The following is a 21,762-nucleotide window of genomic DNA, read 5'->3' on the forward strand; positions in this document are numbered from 1 at the left end:
GCTGCCGCCCCCCGCGCCGGCGGTGGTGCTGCCCGTCCCGCTCACCGCGACGGTGCACGACGCCACCGGCGAACCGGTGCTGGTCAGCGCCCGGCTGGCGGTCAGCGCCGCCCCCGCCCGGCTGGCCGTCGGCGGCACCGCCCCGACGGAGATCGTCGGCTGGACCGGCCCGTGGCCGGTGGACGAGCGGTGGTGGGCCTCTGCCGAGGCCCGCCGCCGGGCCCGGTTCCAGGTCTGCCTGGCCGACGGTGCCGCCCTGCTGCTGGCCGTCGAGGCGGGCCGGTGGCTGGTGGAGGCGATCTATGACTGACCGGTGGTCTGTGCTGGTCCGGTCGGTGGCGCTTCCGCTGCCGGTCGGTGCGGCGTTCCGTCCGGGGACATCCCGCGTCCCGACGATGTTTCCGGGTGAGCGGTATGCCGCTGCGGCATGACTACGACTCAGCGGCATACCGCTCACCGGGAGAACCATCCCCGTCCGCGACGACCCTGCCCCACCCCGCAGCCGGCCGTAGGAAAGCGGCCGGCACCGTGGAGGTGGCCGGATGAGCTTCCACAATCCGAAGCTGCCCTGGTCGGAACTGGAGCGGGTGCTGTCCGGCCGGCCCACCACCGGCGGCGCAGGCCCCGGCGGACCCCGGGGTGACGGGGGGCGGGGCGGGCGGCGGCGCGGGGAACGGCACCTGCACGTGGTGGACCCGCTCGCCGAGGCCGACGGCGGTGACTCGCCGGCCTGGACCCGGCACCGCGAGCGGTACGCACCGCCGGAGCTGACCCGCCCGGACGACCCGGTGCCCTACGCCGAGCTGCACGCGCACACCAACTTCAGTTTCCTCGACGGGGCGAGCCACCCGGAGGAACTGGCCGAGGAGGCCGCCCGGCTGGGGTTGACCGCGCTCGCCGTGACCGACCACGACGGGTTCTACGGGGTGGTCCGGTTCGCCGAGGCGGCCCGTACGCTGCACCTGCCCACGGTCTTCGGTGCGGAGCTGTCGTTGGGGCTGCCCGGTCCGCAGCAGGGCGAGCCCGACCCGCTGGGCCGGCACCTGCTGGTGCTCGCCCACGGCCACGAGGGGTACGCCCGGCTCGCGTCGGTCATCTCCCGGGCCCAGCTGCGCGGCGGGGAGAAGGGCCGACCGGTCTACGGCGAGCTGGCGGAGGTCGCCGCCGAGCTGCGCGACCACGTGTTGGTGCTGACCGGCTGCCGCAAGGGGCACGTGCCGGCGGCGCTGCTCACCGAGGGGGTCGACGCGGCGGCCCGGGAGCTGGACCGGCTCACCGCGCTGTTCGGCGCGGAGACGGTGGCCGTGGAGCTGACCGACCACGGGCACCCGGTCGACGCCGACCGCAACGACGCCCTCGCCGAGCTGGCCGCCACCGCCGGGTTGCCCACCGTGGCCAGCAACAACGTGCACTACGCCAGCCCGGGGCGACGGCGGTTGGCGACCACCCTGGCCGCCGTCCGGGCCCGGCGCAGCCTGGACGAGATCGACGGCTGGCTGCCCGCCGCCGCCACCGCCCACCTGCGCAGCGGCGCGGAGATGGCGGCCCGGTTCGCCGCGTATCCGGGTGCGGTGTCCCGGGCCGCCGGGTTCGGCACGGAACTCGCCTTCGACCTGCACCTGGTCGCGCCCCGGCTGCCGGCGTACCCGGTGCCGGCGGGGCACACCGAGATGAGCTGGCTGCGTCACCTGACGCTGGCCGGGGCGCACGAGCGCTACGGGCCTCCCGGGGCGCACCCGGAGGCGTACGCGCAGCTGGAACACGAGCTGCGGATGATCGACGAGCTGGGCTTCCCCGGCTACTTCCTGGTGGTCTACGACATCGTGGCGTTCTGCCGCGCGCAGGACATCTACTGCCAGGGCCGGGGTTCGGCGGCCAACTCGGCGGTCTGCTACGCGCTGCGGATCACCAACGTGGACGCGGTGCGGCACCGGCTGCTGTTCGAACGGTTCCTCGCCCCGGAACGCGACGGCCCACCCGACATCGACGTGGACATCGAGTCCGACCGGCGGGAGGAGGTGATCCAGCACGTCTACGCCCGCTACGGCCGGGAGCACACCGCCCAGGTCGCCAACGTCATCTCCTACCGGCCCCGGTCGGCGGTGCGGGACGTGGCGAAGGCGTTCGGCTACTCGCCCGGCCAGCAGGACGCCTGGAGCAAGCAGATCGACCGCTGGGGCCCGGTCGCGGCGGTCGACGTCGAGGGCATTCCCGAGCAGGTGGTGGCGTACGCCAACGAGTTGCAGACGTTCCCCCGGCACCTGGGCATCCACTCCGGGGGGATGGTGATCTGCGACCGGCCGGTGATCGAGGTGTGCCCGGTGGAGTGGGGGCGGATGCCCGGCCGCAGCGTGCTCCAGTGGGACAAGGACGACTGCGCGGCCGTCGGGCTGGTCAAGTTCGACCTGCTCGGCCTGGGCATGCTCTCGGCCCTGCACTACGGCTACGACCTGATCGGGATGAGCCTGGACCTGGGTGACATGACGTTGGACGACCCCGAGGTCTACGACATGCTCTGCCGGGCCGACTCGGTCGGGGTGTTCCAGGTGGAGAGCCGCGCCCAGATGGCCACCCTGCCCCGGCTGAAACCGCGCGTGTTCTACGACCTGGTGGTGGAGGTGGCGCTGATCCGGCCCGGCCCGATCCAGGGCGGCTCGGTGCACCCGTACATCCGGCGCAAGAACGGCCAGGAGCCGGTGACGTACCCGCACCCGCTGATGCGCAACGCGCTGGAGAAGACCCTCGGCGTGCCGCTGTTCCAGGAGCAGCTCATGCAGCTCGCCATCGACCTGGCCGGCTTCGACGCGGCCGGGGCCGACGAGCTGCGCCGGGCGATGGGGGCGAAACGGTCGGTGCAGCGGATGGCGCAGCTCGCCGACCGGCTCTACGCCGGGATGGCCGAGCGGGGCATCACCGGCGAACTGGCCGACGACGTCTACCGCAAGCTCACCGCGTTCGCCAGCTACGGCTTCCCGGAGAGCCACGCGATGAGCTTCGCCTACCTGGTGTACGCCAGCTCCTGGCTCAAACGGCACCATCCGGCGGCGTTCCTGGCGGCCCTGCTCAACGCCCAACCGATGGGGTTCTACGCGCCGCAGACCCTGGTCGACGACGCCCGGCGGCACGGGGTCGAGGTCCGCCGGCCGGACGTCAACGCCAGCGGGGCCGGGGCGGTGCTGGAGTCCACCCCGGAAACCCGCTGGGGGAGCGTGCCGGGGGAACCGCCGCACGCCTGGGGGCTGGGTGGTCCGGCGGTCCGGCTCGGGCTGGGCGGTGTCCGTACCCTCGGCGACGACGTGGCGAGGCGGATCGTGGCGGAGCGGACGGCGCACGGGGCGTACCGGGACATGCCGGATCTGGCCCGGCGGGTCGGTCTCACCGCGGGTCAGCTGGAGGCGCTGGCCACCGCGGACGCCTTCGCCTGTTTCGGGCTGACCCGGCGGGAGGCGCTCTGGGCGGCCGGCGCGGCGGCCCAGGACCGGCCGGGTCGGCTGCCCGGCACGGTGACCGGCGCGGCGGCCCCCACCCTGCCCGGGATGGAGGCGGTGGACCGGCTCGTCGCCGACGTCTGGGCCACCGGGCTGTCCCCGGAGAGCCACCCGGCCCGGTTCGTCCGGGACCGGCTCGACGCGCTGGGTGCGGTGCCGATCGCCCGGCTCGGTCAGGTGGAGCCGGGCCGGCGGATCAGGGTCGGCGGGATCGTCACCCACCGGCAACGGCCGGCGACGGCCGGTGGGGTCACCTTCCTCAACCTGGAGGACGAGACCGGGATGCTGAATGTCACGTGTTCGCCGGGGCTGTGGCAGCGCTACCGTCGAATCGCCCGCACCAGCAGCGCCCTCGTGGTCCGTGGTCGGTTGCAGCGGCACGAGGGGGTAACCAACCTCACCGCCGACCGGCTGGACCCGATCACGCCGCCGGTGGAACCCGCCTCCCGCGACTTCCGGTGAAGTGATCCACATTACGGTTTTCCGGGCCGGGAGGCAGGAGAATTCCGGCACGCGCGGGCAGAGCGGCCCGCGCGCGGCAAGGGGGAAGACCAGTGACGATGGACAGTACGTACACCGGTGGACTGGCGAACGCCCGGCGCACCCGGCTGGGTGCCGGCTGGACGCCCGCCCAGGACGCCGAGCCGCGCGAGTACCAGGTGACCGAGGGTCCGGTGGCGAACATCCGCCGGTCCCGTGCCGAGGAGGACCCGGCCGGCGGCGGGGAGATCTGAGCCGGCGACGGCACCGCCGACGGGGGGTCGGGTGGCGCGGGTGACTAGGCTCGACCGGGTGGAACAGAGCACCCGCAGCCGGTTCGCCGAGCCGCCGTTGACCCCCCGTACCGCCGTCATCTGGTCGGTGCTCGCCGCCGAGTTGCAGCGGCGGGCCGACGACACGCTGACCGTGCTCGACGTGGGCGGCGGCACCGGCGGCTTCGCCGTGCCGCTCGCCCAGGCCGGCCACCGGGTGACCGTGGTCGACGCCAGCCCCGACGCGCTCGCCGCGCTCACCCGCCGGGCCGCCGAGGCCGGGGTCGCCGACCGGGTCCGTGCCGTGCAGGGCGACGGCGACGCGCTGACCGGGCTGGTCGAACCGGCCACCGTCGACCTGGTGCTGTGCCACGCGGTGCTGGAGGTGGTCGACGATCCGACGCCGGTGGTGGCCGCGCTGGCCGCCGCGCTGCGTCCCGGTGGCGCGGCGAGTGTGCTGGTCGCCGGCCGGGCCGCCGCCGTGCTGGGGCGGGCCATGAACGGCCACCTGGACGTCGCCGCCGCGCTGGCCGCCGCCCCCGACGGCGCCGCCGGGCCCCGGGACACCCTGCGCCGCCGCTTCGACGCCGAGGAGGCCACCGCCCTGTTGCGTGCCGCCGGCCTCACCGTCGAGGAGATCCACGGGGTACGCGTCCTCGCCGACCTGCTGCCCGCCACCGTCGCCGACGGCCAGCCGGGTGCCCTGGTCGAGCTGGAGAAGGCGCTGGCCGGGCGGCCGCCCTACCGGGACCTCGCCGCCCAACTGCACCTGTTCGCCCGCCGCCCGGCATGACCGCCGTGCCGGTGCCCCCGCCCGGTGCGACCCGGGCGGCCGGGCCGACGCCTCCGGCGGACCCGCTCGCGGTGGTGCCGCCGCGCTACGGCGGGGGCAGCCTGGCCGACGTGCTGCCCAGCGCGCTGGCCGTGCTCGGCGTGCCGGGCGCGGTCGACCTGCTCGGGCTCACCCCCGGCCTGGCCGGGGTACGCCGGGTCGCCGTGCTGCTCGTCGACGGCCTCGGCTGGTACCAGCTGCCCACCGCCGCCCGGTACGCCCCGACCCTGACCGGGCTGGCCGCGACGGTGGGCCGCCCGTTGACCTCCGGCTTCCCGTCCACCACCCCGACCAGTCTGGTGACGCTCGGGGCGGGGGCGGCCCCCGGCGCGCACGGCGTGCTCGGCTTCACCGTCCGGGTGCCCGGCACCGACCGGGTGCTCAACCACATCGACTGGCACGGCGACCCGGACCCGCTGCACTGGCAGCCGGTGCGCACCCAGTGGCAGCGGGCCCGTGCCGCCGGGGTCGCGGTGAGCGTGGTGAGCCGCCCCGAGTACGCCGGCAGCGGGCTCACCCTGGCCGCGAACCGGGGCGGCGACTACCGGGGCGCCGGCGGGGTGGACGCGCTGGCCCGGACGATGCTGGCGGCGCTGTCCGCCGGGGCCGGACCCACCCTGGTCTCCGGTTACCACCCCGACCTGGACCGGCACGGTCACCTCAGCGGGGTCGACTCGGCCCCGTGGCGGATCGCCGCCGCCGAGGTGGACGCCCTGCTCGCCCGTCTCGTCGACGGGCTGCCGGCCGACGCGGCGCTGCTGGTCACCGCCGACCACGGTCAGCTCGACGTGCCGGCGGGGCACCGGTTCGACCTGGACGCCGACCCACGGCTGCGGTCCGGCATCCGGGTGGTCGCCGGTGAGCCCCGGGTGCGCTACCTGCACGTCGCCCCGGGGGCGGTGGACGACGTGGTGGCCGCCTGGTCGGCGGTGCTCGGGCCGGCCGCCCGGGTGTGCACCAGGGAGGAGATGGTGGCCGAGGGGTGGTTCGGCCCGGTCGCCGAGGAGCACCTGTCCCGGGTCGGTGACGTGGTGGTGACCTGCCGCGACACGTACGCGGTGCTGGCCACCCGGTCGGAGCCGCCGGCGGTGTCCCGGCTGGTGGCGTACCACGGGGCGGACACCGCGGCGGAGATGACCGTGCCGCTGCTGGTGGTCCGCGGCTGACCGTGGCCGTCGCCCGTGGGCGGGCGGGACGGTTGTCGTACCGGGCGGTTAGCCTGCCGTAATGGGTCGGAGCCAGTCGTTGCCGCGCGGTGGCGACCCGCGCTTCGGGCCTGACGCCGACGACTCGGCCAGCCCGATCCTGCACGTCGACATGGACGCCTTCTTCGCCTCGGTCGAGGTGCGCCACCGGCCCGAGCTGCGCGGCCGGCCGGTGGTGGTCGGCGGGGTCGGGCCGCGCGGCGTGGTCAGCTCCGCCAGCTACGAGGCCCGCCGCTACGGCGTGCGCAGCGCCATGCCCACCGCGCGGGCCCGCGCGCTCTGCCCCGGCGCGGTCTACCTGCCTCCCGACTTCGCCCGCTACCGGGCGGCCTCCGACGCGGTGATGCGGATCTTCCGGGACGTCACCCCGCTGGTCGAGCCGCTCTCCCTCGACGAGGCGTTCCTCGACGTGGCGGGCGCCCGCCGGCTGTTCGGCCCGCCCGCCGCCATCGCCCGGCGCATCCGGGCCCGGGTGACGGCCGAGCAGGGGCTGACCTGTTCGGTCGGGGTGGGCCCGAGCAAGTTCGTGGCCAAGCTCGGCTCCACCCGGGCCAAGCCGGACGGCCTGCTCGTGGTGCCGGCCGGCCGGGTGCTGGAGTTCCTCCACCCGCTGCCCGTCGACGCGTTGTGGGGGGTGGGGGAGCGGTCCGCCGAGACGCTGCGCCGGCTCGGCCTGCGGACCATCGGCGACCTGGCCGAGGCGCCGGTCGGGATGCTGCGCAAGGCGCTCGGTGCGGCGTCCGCGACCCACCTGCACGAGCTGGCCCGGGGGCGGGACCCACGCCCGGTCAGCCCGGAGCACGTGGAGAAGTCGATCGGGGCCGAGGTGACCTTCGACGTCGACGTGGTCGACCCGCAGCAGATCCGGCGGTCGTTGCTGGCGCTCAGCGAGAAGGTGGGCAGCCGGCTGCGCGGGGCCGGTCAGGTGGGCCGGACGGTCTCGCTCAAGGTACGACTGTCGGATTTCCGCACCGTCAACCGGTCCCGGACGCTCGGCGTGGCCACCGACGTGGCCCGGGAGATCTTCGACACGTCCTGGGGCCTCTGGACGGCTCTCGACCCGGGTGAGCCGGTCCGGCTGGTGGGTGTGCGGGTGGAGGGTCTGGCGGGTGCGGTCGACACGCCGCGGCAGCTCGCCCTCGGCGCACCCGAGCGGGGTTGGCGGGAGGCGGAAACCGCCGCCGACGCCGCGGCTGCCCGTTTCGGGCGGTCCGTCATAGGTCCGGCCAGTCTGCTCGGCAAACGTGATCCCCGCCCCGGCGAAAATAGCAGTCGGCCATAGGTCGTCCCGCTTTCCGACGCGCGACCCCCCTCGTAGACTTGGCGGCAAGCAGCCGGTTGGCTGCCACGGTCTGTCGGCCCGACCGGGCCGACCAACGTGACCGGGGAGGAGTGCCGTGCCGCTCTCGGAGCACGAGCAGCGGCTGTTCGAGCAGATCGAGCGGTCGCTTGCCGAGGACCCCAAATTCGCCTCGGCCGTGCGCGCCAGCGACCCGCGTTTCCACACGCGGCGTCGCCTGCTCGTCGCTGCCGGCGTGGTGGTCGTCGGCCTGGCCCTGTTGGTCTACGGCGCGGTGATCAAGACGCCGCCACTGGCAGTGGCGGGGTTCGTCGTCATGCTGGCCGCGCTGGGCTATGCGGTGCAGTCGCACCGGCGGGGGCAGTCACCTGACCTGCACGTGGTGGGCGGCACGACGAGTCGTCGTCGCCCGCGTGGCCGCGGCGGCCGACGGCCGTCGTTGCTGGACCGCATGGAGGACCGGTGGCGGCAGCGCCCGGAGGGACATCGTTGAACCCCGTCCACCCCTGAGGTGGGCGGGCGACACCGACGACGGTAGGTGCCGGACGTAGTCCGGCCACCTCCGTCGCATCACCATGCCCGCGCCCTGCCCACCAGCCCGACCGACTCGTCCGCCCCCTTGATCCCACTGCTGTGGGGCGAGGTGGCGGTATCCAGGACGGGCTGATACCGCCACCTCGCCCCACGAGCACCCCCGGCGGGCGGGCCCGAGCACTCAGACGCGGCGGGTGGCCAGCAGGCGGCGGGGGTTCCAGCGCAGCAGCAGGCGACGCAGCCGCCCGGAGGCCGTCACCAGCCGCGCCGAGTTGTCGCCGAGCGAGGTACGCCAGCGCAGCAGCACCGACGGCGGCAGCACGGCGGCGAGCAGCCGGGTACGCCGGTCCGCCCGCGCGGCGAGGGTGTCGCGTACCGTCCGCAGCGCCGGGTGCAGGGGCTCGCCGGTGAGCGGGTCCCGGGCGTACCGGGCGCGTTCCTCGGCCCGGCCGAGCAGCCGTACCGCCGTGGCGGGGCCGGCATCCTCGCCGACCGCCTCCCGGGCCAGCCGCTCGGCGGTTGCCCGGGGCGTCTCCGTCCGGTCGATGCTGATCCGGTAGTCGACCAGGGTGTCCAGCAGCTCGTCCCAGGCGGCGTGGGCGTCCGCGCGGGCCCGCTCGGCGTCCGCTCCCAGCACCGTCATCGGGATGCTCGCGCCCGCCCCGTCGTCGGGGGCCACGCCGGCCGCCACCGGGGCGGGCCGACGGTGCCGCTGCCGGCGCAGCGCGCGCCGCCGCAGCGCCGGCAGCGCCAGCAGCACCGACAACGCGAGCAGCGCCCCCACCGTCCACCAGGGCCAGCTCGGGGCCTGCTCGACGGGGGCGCCGGTGGTCGGGTCGAACCCGGCGTCGGTGTCCTTGTCGGCGGCCTCGTCGCGCTGCGGCCCGGTCGTGGCGCCCGGGTCCTCCGGCGCGGCGGGCGCGGCCGTGTCCGACGGTTCCGGGTCCGGGGCGTCGGAGTCCGGCGCCCACGCCGACCGGGTCGACCCCTGGACGCCGTACGCCGGGGTGGCGTCGAACGGCACCCAGCCGAACCGGTCGAAGTAGACCTCCGTCCAGGCGTGCAGGTTGCGGTTGGTCAGGACGGCGGTGTCCCCGTCGACGCTGCTGCCGTTGGTGAAGCCGAACGCCACCCGGGCCGGGATGCCCGCCTCCCGCACCAGCCAGGCCAGCGCCGCCGCGTACTGCTGGCAGTAGCCGACCTTGTTGGTGAGGAAGTCGACGATCTCCTGGCCGCTGGTGCCGCCCTTGGTGCTCAGCGAGTAGCTGAAGCCGTTCTCCCGGGAGAAGTAGTCGTAGAGCGCCCGGACCCGGTCGTAGTCGGTGGACTTCCCCTCCACCAGCCGGTTGACCAGCAGGCTGACCTCGCGGACCTCCGGGGTGCGGGTCTGTTGCAGCCGGATCGGGTGCTCGGCCGGCAGCGGGCGGGCCCGCCGCAGCGCCGCCGGGGTGTACGTCGAGCGTACGTACTCGAAGGAGTAGCGCTTGCCCCGGGAGTTGTCCCGGTTGGAGAAGACCACCCCGAGGTTCTGGTCGTACGACCAGTTGCCGTTGAGCCCGTCGAAGCTCACCGGGTCGGTGTAGACCGGCACGAAGGGCATGTTCAGTGACCGGTTCACCTCCACGGTCGCCCGGTAGGTCTGCTGCTCCACCCCCGCCTGGGCCCGGTCGGCCGGGTCGGGCAGTTCCCGGTTCACCGGCCGGCCGTTGGGCGGGCGCACCCGGAAGCCGTCCGGGCGCAGCTCGTCGGCGACACCGAAGCGCAGGTAGAACGGGTTCTGCTCGGTGGTGGTGACGGTGACCATGTCGGCCACCTCGGACTGGTTGAGCTGCCCGCTGAGTGCTGCGAAGAGGTCGATCCGGCCGGGCCCGCCGCCCTGCCCGAGGCGTCCGTTGCCGGTGCCGTTGCCGGCGGTGTTGAACTGGTCCAGCAGCCCGCCGCTCATCCCGGGCACGGCCAGCGGCAGCACCACGGCCAGCACCACCCCGACCACCGCCAGCCGGCGACCGGCGGCGGCCAGCGGGGAGGACTCCCAGACGTCCACGTCGCGGCCCTCGCCGGTGAACCGGCGACCGAACCGGCGAACCCGGTCGACGTTGTCGGTCACCAGCAGCCAGAGGTAGCCGGCGGCGCCGACCACGAACGGCAGCGCGGGGACGCTGTCCACGTAGACCGCGACCGGCACCGAGTAGATGGCCAGCATGGGCAGCCCGGCCAGGGCCGGACGGCGCAGCCCGACGGCGAGCACGTCGACCACGATCGCCACCGAGCCCACCCCGAGCACGCTGATGAACAGCAGCGGGGTGGTGTCCGGCACCTTCACCCCGTAGGAGCGCATGTCCTGCAACGAGCCCTGCGCCAGCTCACCGAAGTGGGCCAGCGTCCCCGGGGTGGGCAGGAAGGCGACCAGCTCGCCACCGCCCGGGAAGAGCCAGGTCAGGGCGAGCAGCAGACCGGCGAGCATGCCCAGCACCTGACCCCACAGCGGGGCCCGGACCAGCCGGGTGAGCGCCGCCGCGCCGGCCACCACGGCGACCGCGATGGCCGACTGGATCAGCCAGGTCCACTGTTGGAAGATCGACGACAGCGGGGCCGCGGCGAGCAGGGTCGCCGTGGCGGCCACGAAGCCGATGTTCCGGGACGCGATCACGACGTCACCCTCTCTGTCGTCGGGCGTCGGTGGCGGGGCCGGCCGCACGGCGGCCGGCGACGGCGGTACGCCTGTCGGCGGTGCGGCGGCCGGGGGGACGGTGCCGGTGCGCCGCCGGCCGACGGCTCACCGGACGGCCCCGGCGACCGTCTCGGCGAGCGCCGCACGCAGCGCGAAACCCTGCGACCCGCGCCCGGCCTGCGGCCAGAGCGCCGGCAGTTGGCCGTCGTGGTCGACCCCGATGACCCGCCAGCCGCCCTGCAACAGGGACAGCGCGGCGGCGGCGTGGGCCTGTTCGGACTCGAACCGGGCCCGCTCGGGCAGGCTGAGCCAGGTGGAGCTGTGCAGCACGAAACCGACACAGGTCGCCCCGTTGCCGCGCAGCCCGCCGAGCAGTTCCGCCTCGCTGGTGGTCAGCGACCCGAACAGCGCGATGATCAGGCCCCCGTCGGCGCGCTGCCGGACCCGCTGCACCAGCGTCGCCACGTCGCCACGCTGGTCGAGCCGGACGTCGGCGAGGTGGTCGAGGAGCAGGCCGTCCCCGGTGGCCTCGCTGGCGTCGACGTCGACCCCGTCCCCGGTGACCAGGCGCAGCTTGTAGCCGGCCTGGCGCAGGTGCACGGCGATGCTGGCGGCGGCGGAGACCGCCCACTCGAAACTGGCCGTCGGGCCTTCGCCCCGGTGCCCGTGCGCCCGGGTGTCCAGCAGCACCGTGGCCCGGCTCTCCCAAGGCTGCTCCTCGCGGCGCACCATCAGCTCACCGGTGCGGGCGGTCGACTTCCAGTGCACCCGGCGCAGGTCGTCGCCCATCCGGTACTCCCGGGTGGCGGCGTCGTCCTCGCCGTGCACCGCCACCGACCGGGCCCGGCTGTCGCCGCTGCCGGCGTACTCGCCGGGCAGCCGTACCGAGGGCAGCGGGGTGACCTGCGGGATCACGGTGAGCTGTTCGGTGCTGGGGAACGCCCGGCTCAGCTCGCACAACCCGAACGGGTCGGTCATCCGGATCACCAGCGGACCCACCTCGTACCGGCCGCGCACGTCGGCGCGGACCGTGTACGCCACCGAGCTGGCCTGGTGCGCGCCGAGCCGTTCCAGCACCACCCGGGGCCGGCTGCCCAGCGCGTACGGCAGCCGGTCCTCCAGCAGCAGGGTGCCGGTGGGCAGCCGGGACATGTTCTGCAACCGCAGCACCACCCGGGAGCTGGCCCCGACCGGCACCCGGTGCGGGTCCAGCGAGCGGTTGCAGGCCAGCTTGTACCGGGTCCGGCCGACGTAGAGCGCGGCGAGCAGCGGCAGGACGGCGAGCAGCACCGCCACCCGGAGCAGGTCCCGTTCGCCGAGGATGCCGGCCGAGATCGCGGCGGCGATGGCTGCCGCCAGGAACGAACGGCCCCGGGTGGTCAGGCCGCGCAGCCCGTCCCGCACGTCACGGCCTCCGCGGCTCGAACGGCGGGCGGCCGTTGCCGGCGGCGGGGCGGGGCGTGTCGTACCCGGTGGGGCGCTTGCGGTCCGGCGGCAGGGCCAGCCGGTGCACCAGCTCGGCGACGATCGCGTCGGTGGTGCGGCGGGCCAGCTGGGCGTCGGCCGTGGGGATGATCCGGTGGGCCAGCACCGGCACCGCGAGCGCCTGGAGGTCGTCGGGGAGCACGTAGTCGCGGCCCTCCAGGGCGGCCACCGCGCGGGCGGTGCGCAGCAGCTGGAGGGTGGCCCGGGGGGACGCGCCCAACCGCAGGTCGGGGGCCTCCCGGGTGGCGGTGACCAGGTCGACGGCGTACTGCTTGACGGCGTCGGCGACGTGCACGTTGCGGACGGTGGCGATCAGGCGGCGTACCGTGTCGGCGTCGGAGACCGGGCGCAGCTCCTGGAGCGGGTCGGCGGCGCCGTGCCCGTCCAGCATGGCCAGCTCGGCGTCCGGGCCGGGGTAGCCCATCGCGATCCGGGCGGTGAACCGGTCGCGCTGCGCCTCCGGCAGGGGGTACGTCCCCTCCATCTCGATCGGGTTCTGGGTGGCGATCACCATGAACGGGGTCTGGAGCTGGTAGGTGACGCCGTCGACGGTGACCTGCCGTTCCTCCATGCACTCCAGCAGCGCGGACTGGGTCTTCGGGGAGGCCCGGTTGATCTCGTCGCCGACCACCAGGTTGGCGAAGACCGCACCGGGGCGGAACTCGAAGTCGTGCGTCTCCTGGTTGTAGACGCTGACCCCGGTGACGTCGCTGGGCAGCAGGTCGGGGGTGAACTGGATGCGCCGCACCGAACAGTCGATGGACCGGGCGAGCGCCTTGGCCAGCTTGGTCTTGCCGACTCCCGGGACGTCCTCGATCAGCAGGTGCCCCTCGGCCAGCAGGACGGCCAGGGCGAGCCGGACGGTCGCTGTCTTGCCCTCGATGACCTGCTCGATGTTGGCCACGATGGCCTCGCTGGCGGCGCGGAACTCGTCGTGCGGCAGCACGCCGCCCACCTCGTCCCAGGTCTGTTGTGTCACGGGCCTTCTCCTCGTCGCGACGGCAGCTCGGTAAAGAGCACCTGGACCCGTCGTTCGGTTCGCAACGGGAAGCCTCGTCTGCCGCAGGAATCGCACTGGTCTCTCAGGCTAACCATGTTTACGGTGAACGCCGAACCCTGCCGGAAGTCGGCCGGTCACGCAGCGGATATTCGTCAGGTCGGGGGACCGGACGCGGCCGGGCGACCACGGAAGGTGACGGTCACGCGGTGGATGTGCCGGGCGGTCGACCGACGCCACGGGGTACACTCCCGGACATGGCCGGAGTCTTCCTGCTTCTTACCGGGCCGTGCTGATGCGCTGACGCGCGACAGCACGGCGGCCCCTCCTGTGCGAGGGGCTTTTTCGTGCCCGCGGCAGGGTCTCCCCGACCCGACCCGACCCGACCGCGCCGGTCCCGCCCGAGGGCACCGGTCCCCGACGATCGCGTCAGTGCGACATGACCGCGACGACCGCCAAGGAGAAGGCATGAGTGAGGCAGCCGCACCGGCGGGCGACATCCCCCCGTACCGGTACACCGCGGCCATGGCCGACGAGATCGAGCGTCGGTGGCAGGACACCTGGGAGCGGGAGGGCACCTTCCACGCGCCGAACCCGACCGGCCCGCTGGCCGACCCGGGTCACCCCCGGGCGGGCGCGGAGAAGCTGTACGTGCTGGACATGTTCCCGTACCCGTCCGGGGCGGGGCTGCACGTCGGGCACCCGCTGGGCTACATCGGCACCGACTGCTTCGCCCGCTACCAGCGGATGGCCGGGCGCAACGTGCTGCACGCGATGGGCTTCGACGCGTTCGGCCTGCCCGCCGAGCAGTACGCGGTGCAGACCGGCACCCACCCCCGGACGACCACGGTGGCCAACATCGAGCGGTACAAGGCGCAGCTGCGCCGGCTGGGGCTGGCCCACGACGAGCGGCGCTCGGTGGCCACCATCGACACCGACTTCTACCGGTGGACCCAGTGGATCTTCCTGCAGGTCTACAACTCCTGGTACGACGCGGACGCCCGCAGGGCCCGGCCGGTCGCCGAGCTGACCGCCGAGTTCGCCGCCGGTGACCGGCCCACCCCCGACGGCCGGGCCTGGGCCGAGCTGAGCCCGGCCGAGCAGCGGCGGATCGTCGACGACCACCGGCTGGCGTACGTCTCGGAGGCGCCGGTCAACTGGTGCCCGGGGCTGGGCACCGTGCTGGCCAACGAGGAGGTCACCCCGGACGGCCGCTCCGACCGGGGCAACTTCCCGGTGTTCAAGCGCAACCTGAAGCAGTGGATGATGCGGATCACCGCGTACGGTGACCGGCTGCTGGACGATCTGGACACCCTGGACTGGCCCGAGTCGATCAAGCTGCAACAGCGCAACTGGATCGGCCGGTCCACCGGCGCGCACATCGACTTCGCGACCGGGCCCACCGGTTCCGGTGTCGCGGGCGAAGCCCGCATCAGGGTGTTCACCACCCGGCCGGACACCATCTTCGGGGCCACCTACCTGGTGCTGGCCCCCGAGCACGAGCTGGTCGACGCGCTGACCCCGGCCACCTGGCCGGCCGGGACGCGGGACGCCTGGACCGGTGGGCACACCGGCCCCCGGGAGGCCGTCGAGGCGTACCGGAAGGCGGCGGCGGCCAAGACCGACGTGGAGCGGCAGGCCGACACGAAGGAGAAGACCGGCGTCTTCGTCGGCGCGTACGCCACCCATCCGGTCACCGGCGGGCAGATCCCGATCTTCATCGCCGACTACGTGCTGGCCGGCTACGGCACCGGCGCGATCATGGCGGTGCCCGCCCAGGACGAGCGGGACTGGGCCTTCGCCGAGGTCTTCGACCTGCCGATCGTGCGTACCGTGCAGCCGGCCGACGGGTTCGACGGTCAGGCGTACACCGGGGACGGGCCGGCGATCAACAGCGCCGCGCCCGAGCGCGGCCTGGACCTGAACGGGCTGGGGGTGGCCGACGCCAAGGCGGCGATCATCGCCTGGCTGGAGGCCAACGGCCACGGCGTCGGCGCGGTCACCTGGCGGCTGCGGGACTGGCTGTTCTCCCGGCAGCGCTACTGGGGCGAGCCGTTCCCGATCGTCTACGACTCCACCGGCGCGGCGGTCGCGCTGCCCGAGGAGATGCTGCCGGTCGAACTGCCCGAGGTGGACGACTTCTCGCCCAAGACGTTCGACCCGGACGACGCCGCGAGCAACCCGGAGACCCCGCTGTCGCGGCGGCGCGACTGGGTGGAGGTGGAGCTGGACCTGGGTGACGGGCCGCAGCGCTACACCCGGGAGACCAACGTGATGCCCCAGTGGGCGGGCTCCTGCTGGTACGAGCTGCGCTACCTGGACCCGACCAACTCCGGGCGGTTCGTCGACCCGGAGAACGAGGCGTACTGGATGGGCCCGCGCGCCGACGGCGACTGCGGGGGCACCGACCTGTACGTCGGCGGCGCCGAGCACGCCGTGCTGCACCTGCTGTACGCCCGGTTCTGGCACAAGGTGCTGTACGACCTGGGCCACGTGTCGTCGTTCGAGCCGTTCCGCAAGCTGTTCAACCAGGGCATGATCCAGGCGTACGCGTTCCGCGACTCCCGGGGCACGCCGGTGCCGGCCGAGGAGGTCGTCGAGGTCGACGGCCGCTGGTTCCACGGCGAGCACGAGGTGACCCGCGAGTACGGCAAGATGGGCAAGTCGCTGCGCAACGTGGTCACCCCCGACGACATGTGCGCGGCCTACGGCGCGGACACCTTCCGGGTGTACGAGATGTCGATGGGCCCGCTGGAGGTGTCCCGCCCCTGGGAGACCCGGGCTGTGGTCGGGTCGTACCGGTTCCTGCAACGGGTCTGGCGGGCCGTGGTCGACGAGCAGACCGGCGCGCCCCGGGTCACCGACGCGCCGGCCGACGAGGCCACCCGACGGCTGCTGCACAAGGTGATCGACGGGGTCCGGGCCGACATGGAGGGCATCCGGTTCAACACCGCGATCGCCAAGCTGATCGAGCTGACCAACGCGGTGACCCGGCTGGAGCGGACCCCGCGCGAGGTGGCCGAGCCGCTGGTGCTGATGCTGGCCCCGTTCGCCCCGCACGTGGCCGAGGAGCTGTGGCGGATGCTCGGCCACGCCACCTCGCTGGCGTACGCCGAATTCCCGGCCGCCGACCCGGCCCTGCTGGTCGCCGACACGGTCACCTACCCGGTGCAGGTCAACGGCAAGGTCCGGGGCCGGATCGAGGTGCCCGCCGACGCGGCGCAGGAGGCCGTCCGGGCGGCGGCCCTGGAGGCGGTCGCGTCCGCGCTGGCCGGCAGGGAGCCGCGCAAGGTCATCGTGGTGCCGGGCCGGCTGGTCTCGGTGGTCGCCTGACGGTGCCACCCGCCCGTGCGGGGCGGCTCGTGCGGCCGGGGGCCGCGGTAGCGCACGGTGACGGCGGCCGGGACAACTGTCGACGTGGAGCGGTATGCCTGAGCGTCATACTCATGACTCTCAGGCATACCGCTCACCCGACCCGACCATTCCGGCGGGACCGTCCCGGGCCGCCGCGCATCGGCAGGCCGGTTCCGCCCGGTCAGGGGCGTGGGTCGGCGACCACGGCCCGGCGGGCGCGCTCCGCCCGCCACCACTGGTACGCCAGCACCGCGCTGGCGATCAGCCCCAGGCTGGCCGGGGCGGCGGCGTACCAGTTGATGCTGCCGGGGGAGCTGGCCGCCGCGCCGATCGCGGCATAGCCGAAGGCGGTCGGGGCGGAGGCCAGCACGCTGCCGACCAGGAACGGCAGCACCCGCGCCCCGGTGGTGCCGTAGCCGTAGCTGACCAGGCCGAACCCGGCGATCGGCAGCATCCGTACGGTGATCACGCCGAGCACGCTCTGCCGGGCGAACCAGCCGTCGAGCCGGGCCAGCCGGCCGCGTACCCGCTCGGCGACGAACTCCCGGCCCAGCACCCGGCCGACGGCGAAGCCGAGCGCGGCGGCCAGCAGCGCCGCGCCGAGCGCGTACGCCGCCCCCTCCAGCGGGCCGAAGACCGCCCCCGCCACGAGCGTGACGAAGGTACGCGGGACCAGCGCCACCAGCAGCAGGGCCCCGACGACGATCCCGGCGACCGGGGCGTACCCGCCGAGCGGGTCGGCCAGCCGGGGCAGCTCGGCGACGTCCGGTCGGGGCGTCACCAGCAGCAGCGCCGCGAACCCCGCCAGCATGACCAGCAGCAGAGCGAACCGACGTGCCGACGGCTGGCGCAGCAGCCGCCGGACGGCGGGGATCACGGGCGGGCGGCGGACATCACGGGCGGGCGGCGGCGGCCACGGCGGCACGGCGTTCGGTGCGCAGCCGCTCGGCCCAGGTGTCGTCCAGCGGCGGGAGTTGGTGCGCGCCGGTGGCCCAGCGCAGCAGCAGGTCGGCCAGGGCGGGGTTGCGGGCCAGCGCCGGCCCGTGCGAATACGTGCCCAGCAGCTTGCCCCGCCACGCGCCCTCGGTGACGCCGTCGTTGCCGACCCCGGCACTGACCCGGGCCAGCGGCGACACGCCGGGGCCGAGGTGGGTCCGGCCGCCGTGGTTCTCGAACCCGGACAGCGGCGGCACCCCCAGCCTCGGGTCGATCTCGCCGGCCAGCTCGCCGACCGCCCGGGTCGGACCCCGGTCGGAGGACAGGTCGAGCAGCTCCAGCCCGGCGCACCGGGTGCCCTTGGCGAAGAAGGAGGTGCCGAGGAGCTGGTAGCCGGCGCAGACGCCGAAGACCACCGAGCCCTGGGCGACGGCCCGGTGCAGGCCGCCGTCGGCGAGCAGCCGCTGCGCGCCGAGCGCCTGCGGGCCGTCCTCGCCGCCGCCGAGCAGGTAGATGTCGGCGGTGGCGGGCAGCCGCTGGTCGGAGCGGACCTCCAGCACCTCGACCGGCATCCCGCGCTGCTGCGCCCGGCGGGCCAGGATCAGCAGGTTGCCCCGGTCGCCGTAGGTGGAGAGCAGGTCGGGGTAGATCCAGACGATACGCAGGCTCTCAGTTGACACGGTCCAACTCCGCTCGGATGTCCTGGAAGGCGGTGTAGTTCGCGATGACCTCCAGCCGGCCCGGCGGGACCGCCCGGACCGCCTCGCCGAACGCCCGGACGTGCTGGAACGGCACCCCGTTGACGTCGAGCCGGACCGCCAGGTCGTACGCGCGGTCGCCGGTGATCAGCACCTGCCGGCCGCGCAGCGGGGCGAAGTCGACGTCGAACAGCCAGGAGGTGTCCAGCCCGTCGGGGTCACGGGCGTTGATGGAGAGCAGGGTGGGCGCCTCGTCGGCCATGTCGAACGCCTCCAGCCAGCTGGCCGGGTTCTTGGCCAGCAGCAGCCGGATGTTGCGCCCGTCCCGGTCGACCTGGGCGTACCGGCCGGCGACCGAGGTGACCGTGTGCAGCCGGGAGACCGCGTCGACGGGGCGTACCCCGAACTCGGCGGCGACGGCCAGCGCGGTGGCCGCGTTGCCGAGGTTGACCTTGCCGGGGAGCTGGAGGGTCACCTTGTGCCAGGCCCCGGTGGGGTCGAGCACGCCGTCGTCCTCCACCGTCCACTGGGCGTCGGGGCGGCGCAGCGGGCAGCCGGTGCACCACCACTGCTCGCCGGAACGCTGGATGGTGGAGCCGCACTCCGGGCAGACCCAGGAGTCGTCGTGCCAGCGCTGGCCGGCGCTGAACCAGGTGACGTGCGGCGGGCGGACGCCCTGCGCGGGGTCGGCCGGCGGGGTGGCCGCCCAGACCACCATCGGGTCGTCGGCGTTGGCCACCACCCGCACGTCGGTGTGCCGGACCAGCGCCGCGCGCCAGAGCTGCGCCATCATGGCGACCTCCTTGGCCCGGTCGAGCTGGTCGCGGGAGAGGTTGAGCAGGGCCACCACGTGCGGCTCGGTGGCCTCCAGCACCTGCGCGAGGTAGTGCTCGTCGACCTCCAGCACCGCGTACGGGGTGCTGCCGGCCTTGGCCAGCGCCGAGGTGTGCCCGGTGGGCATGTTGGCGCCGAACGAGTTGGTGGCGACCCGGCCGAGCACGCCGACGGCGGCGGCGCTGAGCCGGGTGGTGGTGGTCTTGCCGTTGGTGCCGGAGATCAGCGCGATGGCGCGTCCGGCCGAGAGGTGGGCCAGCAGGTCCGGGTCGATCTTCAGCCCGATCCATCCGCCGATCACCGAGCCGTCGCCCCGGCCGGCGGCGCGCGACAGCGCCGCGGCGGTCCTCGACACGGAGCTGGCCACCTTCGCCCGCAGGGGCATCTTCGCGTCCGTCACGCGAGCGAGGTTACCGGACCTCCGCGCCCGCCAGATCGCCGCCGACGGCGAACCGTTCGGTCGGGGCGGGCCGGGCGTCCGGTCGGCGGACGCTCCACCGGATGGAGTCGATCTATGTCGGGTAGCGGACGCGGCCCCGGCCCGGCGCGGCCCTCCACTCCGCTCCACCGGCTCTGACGTGCGGTTTTAGCCGCGACGACGACGCGCCGGGGCGGCGATTCTGGTTGCAGGTGGAGGGAAGTGGAGTAGAGTGGGGCGCAATGGTGAGGCCGGGAGGGCCCACCGGCCCAGGGGGTCAGCGGCGCCGCGAACGCCGCTCAGGGCAAGGGGGTTGGGCCGATGTTTCTCGGCACCCACACTCCGCGCCTGGACGAAAAGGGCCGTTTGATCCTTCCGGCCAAATTCCGGGACGAGCTGGCGGGGGGTGTCGTGATCACCAAAGGGCAGGATCGCTGCCTCTACGTCTTCCCCACGCCCGAGTTCCAACGGATCGCCGATCAGTTGCGCGCGCAGCCGATGACGAACAAGGCGGCCCGGGCCTACAGCCGGGTCTTCTTCGCCAGCGCGCACGACGAGGTCCCCGACAAGCAGGGCCGGGTCACCATCCCGCCCCACCTGCGGTCCTACGCCGCGCTCGACCGGGACCTGGTGGTGATCGGGGCGTCCACCCGGGTGGAGATCTGGGACCGGACGGCCTGGGAGAGCTACCTCGCCGACAGCGAAGACGACTTCGCCGACATCGAGGAGGGGGTGCTGCCCGGCGGTCTGTAGGGCGCGGCGACGCCCGACGTACTGCGAGATCTCCAGCCGCTTTCGAGTTCCTGGCGTCCCTTCCCCGGTGCCAGGGGCACGATCTCCACCCCGGGCGCCGGCCCGGGGCCGGGGCGGGAGCGGATGGGGATCTGGCGGTACGACGGCACGGCGTCGTCCGACGAGCAGAGCGCGACACGACGAGACGTATTCCACAGTGGGGGTCGACATGGGGGAGCTACGCGGCACGCACGTGCCGGTGCTGCTTGAGCGGTGTCTCGAGCTGCTGGCCCCCGCGCTGGACCGGGGCGACCGTACGGTCCACGTCGATGCCACGCTGGGGTTGGCCGGCCACGCCGAGGCGGTGCTGCGACGGCATCCGCACACGGTGCTGATCGGCCTGGACCGGGACACCGAGGCCCTGGCGCACGCCCGGGTCCGGCTGGCCCGGTTCGCCGACCGGGTCCACCTGGAGCACGCCGTCTACGACGAGCTGCCCGAGGTGGTGGCCCGGCTGGGCTATCCGGGCGTCGACTCGGTGCTGTTCGACCTGGGTGTCTCGTCGCTGCAACTCGACGCGCCCGACCGCGGGTTCGCCTACGCCCAGGACGCGCCGCTGGACATGCGGATGGACCAGACCCGGGGGGTGACCGCCGAAGAGGTGGTCAACAGCTACTCCCACCCGGAGCTGGCCCGGGTGCTGCGGGTCTACGGCGAGGAGAAGTTCGCCGGCCGGATCGCCTCGGCGATCCTGCGGGAGCGGGAGCGGGGTCGGATCACCTCCTCGGCCCGGCTGGCGGAGCTGGTCAGGGAGAGCATTCCGGCACCAGCGCGACGAACCGGGGGACACCCGGCCAAGAGAACGTTTCAGGCTTTACGCATCGAGGTAAACAGGGAACTGGCGGTGCTGGAGACGGCGCTGCCGGCTGCCCTCGACAAGCTCCACGTGGGCGGTCGCCTGGTGGTCCTGTCCTACCACTCGCTGGAGGACCGGCTCACCAAGCAGGCGCTCGCCGACCGGGTCCGCAGTAAGGGCCCGGTCGACCTTCCGGTGGAACTCCCCGGGTCGGGTCCGACGTTCCGGCTGCTTAGCCGGGGTGCCGAACTCGCCGGGGAGGCCGAGGTCGCCGCGAACCCGCGGGCCGCATCCGTGCGGCTGCGGGCGGCGGAGCGACTCGACCCGGCCACCGGGCAGCAGGGGCGGACCGACCGCGAACGGTCCGGCCGACGGGTCAGGGCGATGCACCAACCGGGCACGGGGTCGACGCGGGGTTCCACAGTGGACCTGGAGTCGACCCCGGGGGACGGCAGGACGGACGAACAGGGGGAGGGGACATGAACGTCAACAAGCGTGACGGCCGCGACGCGGTCGTCGGGCAGCGCGCACCGCGGTCGGGGGGCCGGACCACGGCGCAGCGCTCGACCCGTACCACGACGCCGGCGGACCTCGCCGGTCGAGCGGGGGAGAGTTCTGGACCGTCACGACGGTGACGAACCCGCCCTGCCACTCGGACTGGTTCTGGTAG

General features: G+C 74.3%; 15 protein-coding genes and 1 pseudogene. 10 read left to right on the forward strand and 6 right to left on the reverse strand.

The annotated features are described in order from the left end of the window. The 7 genes and pseudogenes from H1A17_RS28380 to H1A17_RS28410 all read left to right on the forward strand — a co-directional run. Nucleotides 1-310: pseudogene (locus H1A17_RS28380) on the forward strand (DNA polymerase Y family protein); the annotation flags it as partial. A 232-nt stretch (nucleotides 311-542) separates the two neighbouring features. Continuing rightward, nucleotides 543-3,950 (forward strand): error-prone DNA polymerase, encoded by a 3,408-nt coding sequence (locus tag H1A17_RS28385; RefSeq protein ID WP_194823318.1) that lies wholly within the window; start codon nucleotides 543-545, stop codon nucleotides 3,948-3,950. A gap of 98 nt (nucleotides 3,951-4,048) precedes the next feature. Then, nucleotides 4,049-4,222: a hypothetical protein gene (locus H1A17_RS28390; protein WP_228544392.1), complete on the forward strand. Its 174-nt coding sequence runs from the start codon at nucleotides 4,049-4,051 to the stop codon at nucleotides 4,220-4,222. 40 nt (nucleotides 4,223-4,262) lie between these two features. Beyond that, nucleotides 4,263-5,033: a methyltransferase domain-containing protein gene (locus H1A17_RS28395; protein ID WP_145920994.1), complete on the forward strand. Its 771-nt coding sequence runs from the start codon at nucleotides 4,263-4,265 to the stop codon at nucleotides 5,031-5,033. Further along, nucleotides 5,030-6,238 (forward strand): alkaline phosphatase family protein, encoded by a 1,209-nt coding sequence (locus tag H1A17_RS28400; RefSeq protein WP_194823319.1) that lies wholly within the window; start codon nucleotides 5,030-5,032, stop codon nucleotides 6,236-6,238. The genes H1A17_RS28395 and H1A17_RS28400 overlap by 4 nt, the downstream gene beginning before the upstream one ends. 61 nt (nucleotides 6,239-6,299) lie before the next feature. Then, the gene (locus tag H1A17_RS28405) at nucleotides 6,300-7,559 is read left to right on the forward strand and encodes a DNA polymerase IV (RefSeq protein ID WP_145920992.1); all 1,260 of its coding nucleotides are present in this window, start codon (nucleotides 6,300-6,302) and stop codon (nucleotides 7,557-7,559) included. A gap of 115 nt (nucleotides 7,560-7,674) precedes the next feature. After that, nucleotides 7,675-8,070, forward strand: coding sequence for a DUF3040 domain-containing protein (locus H1A17_RS28410; protein WP_088643026.1), 396 nt, complete (start codon nucleotides 7,675-7,677; stop codon nucleotides 8,068-8,070). Between the two features lie 222 nt (nucleotides 8,071-8,292). On the opposite strand, the gene H1A17_RS28415 is transcribed toward H1A17_RS28410, so the two are convergent. From H1A17_RS28415 to H1A17_RS28425, 3 genes are all read right to left on the reverse strand, one after another. Continuing rightward, nucleotides 8,293-10,761, reverse strand: coding sequence for a DUF3488 and transglutaminase-like domain-containing protein (locus tag H1A17_RS28415; RefSeq protein WP_194823320.1), 2,469 nt, complete (start codon nucleotides 10,759-10,761; stop codon nucleotides 8,293-8,295). Nucleotides 10,762-10,887: 126 nt separating this feature from the next. After that, complete coding sequence (locus H1A17_RS28420) at nucleotides 10,888-12,186, reverse strand: DUF58 domain-containing protein (protein ID WP_145920990.1); 1,299 nt, start codon at nucleotides 12,184-12,186, stop codon at nucleotides 10,888-10,890. 1 nt (nucleotide 12,187) lies between these two features. After that, nucleotides 12,188-13,246 (reverse strand): MoxR family ATPase, encoded by a 1,059-nt coding sequence (locus H1A17_RS28425; RefSeq protein ID WP_088643029.1) that lies wholly within the window; start codon nucleotides 13,244-13,246, stop codon nucleotides 12,188-12,190. 486 nt (nucleotides 13,247-13,732) lie between these two features. Between H1A17_RS28425 and leuS the strand changes: the two genes are divergently transcribed. Beyond that, on the forward strand, nucleotides 13,733-16,597 hold the full coding sequence (gene leuS / locus H1A17_RS28430; protein ID WP_194823321.1) for a leucine--tRNA ligase: 2,865 nt from the start codon (nucleotides 13,733-13,735) through the stop codon (nucleotides 16,595-16,597). 202 nt (nucleotides 16,598-16,799) lie between these two features. Here the strand turns inward: leuS and H1A17_RS28435 are convergent, their stop codons facing one another. Genes H1A17_RS28435 through H1A17_RS28445 form a run of 3 tightly spaced genes read right to left on the reverse strand, consistent with a single transcriptional unit; the run spans nucleotide 16,800 to nucleotide 19,471 of the window. Continuing rightward, a complete protein-coding gene (locus H1A17_RS28435) occupies nucleotides 16,800-17,495 on the reverse strand; it encodes a VTT domain-containing protein (protein ID WP_309236892.1) in 696 nt (231 codons plus the stop codon). 16 nt (nucleotides 17,496-17,511) lie between these two features. Then, entirely contained in the window at nucleotides 17,512-18,234 is a 723-nt protein-coding gene (locus H1A17_RS28440; RefSeq protein ID WP_145920988.1) for a type 1 glutamine amidotransferase, read from the reverse strand. Continuing rightward, the gene (locus tag H1A17_RS28445) at nucleotides 18,224-19,471 is read right to left on the reverse strand and encodes a MurT ligase domain-containing protein (RefSeq protein ID WP_145922959.1); all 1,248 of its coding nucleotides are present in this window, start codon (nucleotides 19,469-19,471) and stop codon (nucleotides 18,224-18,226) included. The genes H1A17_RS28440 and H1A17_RS28445 overlap by 11 nt, the downstream gene beginning before the upstream one ends. Before the next feature lie 354 nt (nucleotides 19,472-19,825). Between H1A17_RS28445 and mraZ the strand changes: the two genes are divergently transcribed. Continuing rightward, nucleotides 19,826-20,257: a division/cell wall cluster transcriptional repressor MraZ gene (gene mraZ / locus H1A17_RS28450; RefSeq protein WP_145920987.1), complete on the forward strand. Its 432-nt coding sequence runs from the start codon at nucleotides 19,826-19,828 to the stop codon at nucleotides 20,255-20,257. A gap of 208 nt (nucleotides 20,258-20,465) precedes the next feature. Continuing rightward, a complete protein-coding gene (gene rsmH, locus H1A17_RS28455; protein ID WP_194823322.1) occupies nucleotides 20,466-21,575 on the forward strand; it encodes a 16S rRNA (cytosine(1402)-N(4))-methyltransferase RsmH in 1,110 nt (369 codons plus the stop codon). Nucleotides 21,576-21,762: the final 187 nt, after the last annotated feature.

The sequence above is a fragment of the Micromonospora sp. S-DT3-3-22 genome, assembly GCF_015354745.1.
Classification (GTDB): Bacteria; Actinomycetota; Actinomycetes; order Mycobacteriales; family Micromonosporaceae; genus Micromonospora; species Micromonospora wenchangensis.

Bases quoted from the DNA above. Each gene is read 5' to 3' on its own strand.
- H1A17_RS28385 (WP_194823318.1), top strand. From the start codon at position 543: ATGAGCTTCCACAATCCGAAGCTGCCCTGGTCGGAACTGGAGCGGGTG.
- H1A17_RS28390 (WP_228544392.1), top strand. From the start codon at position 4,049: ATGGACAGTACGTACACCGGTGGACTGGCGAACGCCCGGCGCACCCGG.
- H1A17_RS28400 (WP_194823319.1), top strand. From the start codon at position 5,030: ATGACCGCCGTGCCGGTGCCCCCGCCCGGTGCGACCCGGGCGGCCGGG.
- H1A17_RS28405 (WP_145920992.1), top strand. From the start codon at position 6,300: ATGGGTCGGAGCCAGTCGTTGCCGCGCGGTGGCGACCCGCGCTTCGGG.
- leuS (WP_194823321.1), top strand. From the start codon at position 13,733: ATGAGTGAGGCAGCCGCACCGGCGGGCGACATCCCCCCGTACCGGTAC.
- H1A17_RS28445 (WP_145922959.1), bottom strand. From the start codon at position 19,471: ATGCCCCTGCGGGCGAAGGTGGCCAGCTCCGTGTCGAGGACCGCCGCG.
- mraZ (WP_145920987.1), top strand. From the start codon at position 19,826: ATGTTTCTCGGCACCCACACTCCGCGCCTGGACGAAAAGGGCCGTTTG.
- rsmH (WP_194823322.1), top strand. From the start codon at position 20,466: ATGGGGGAGCTACGCGGCACGCACGTGCCGGTGCTGCTTGAGCGGTGT.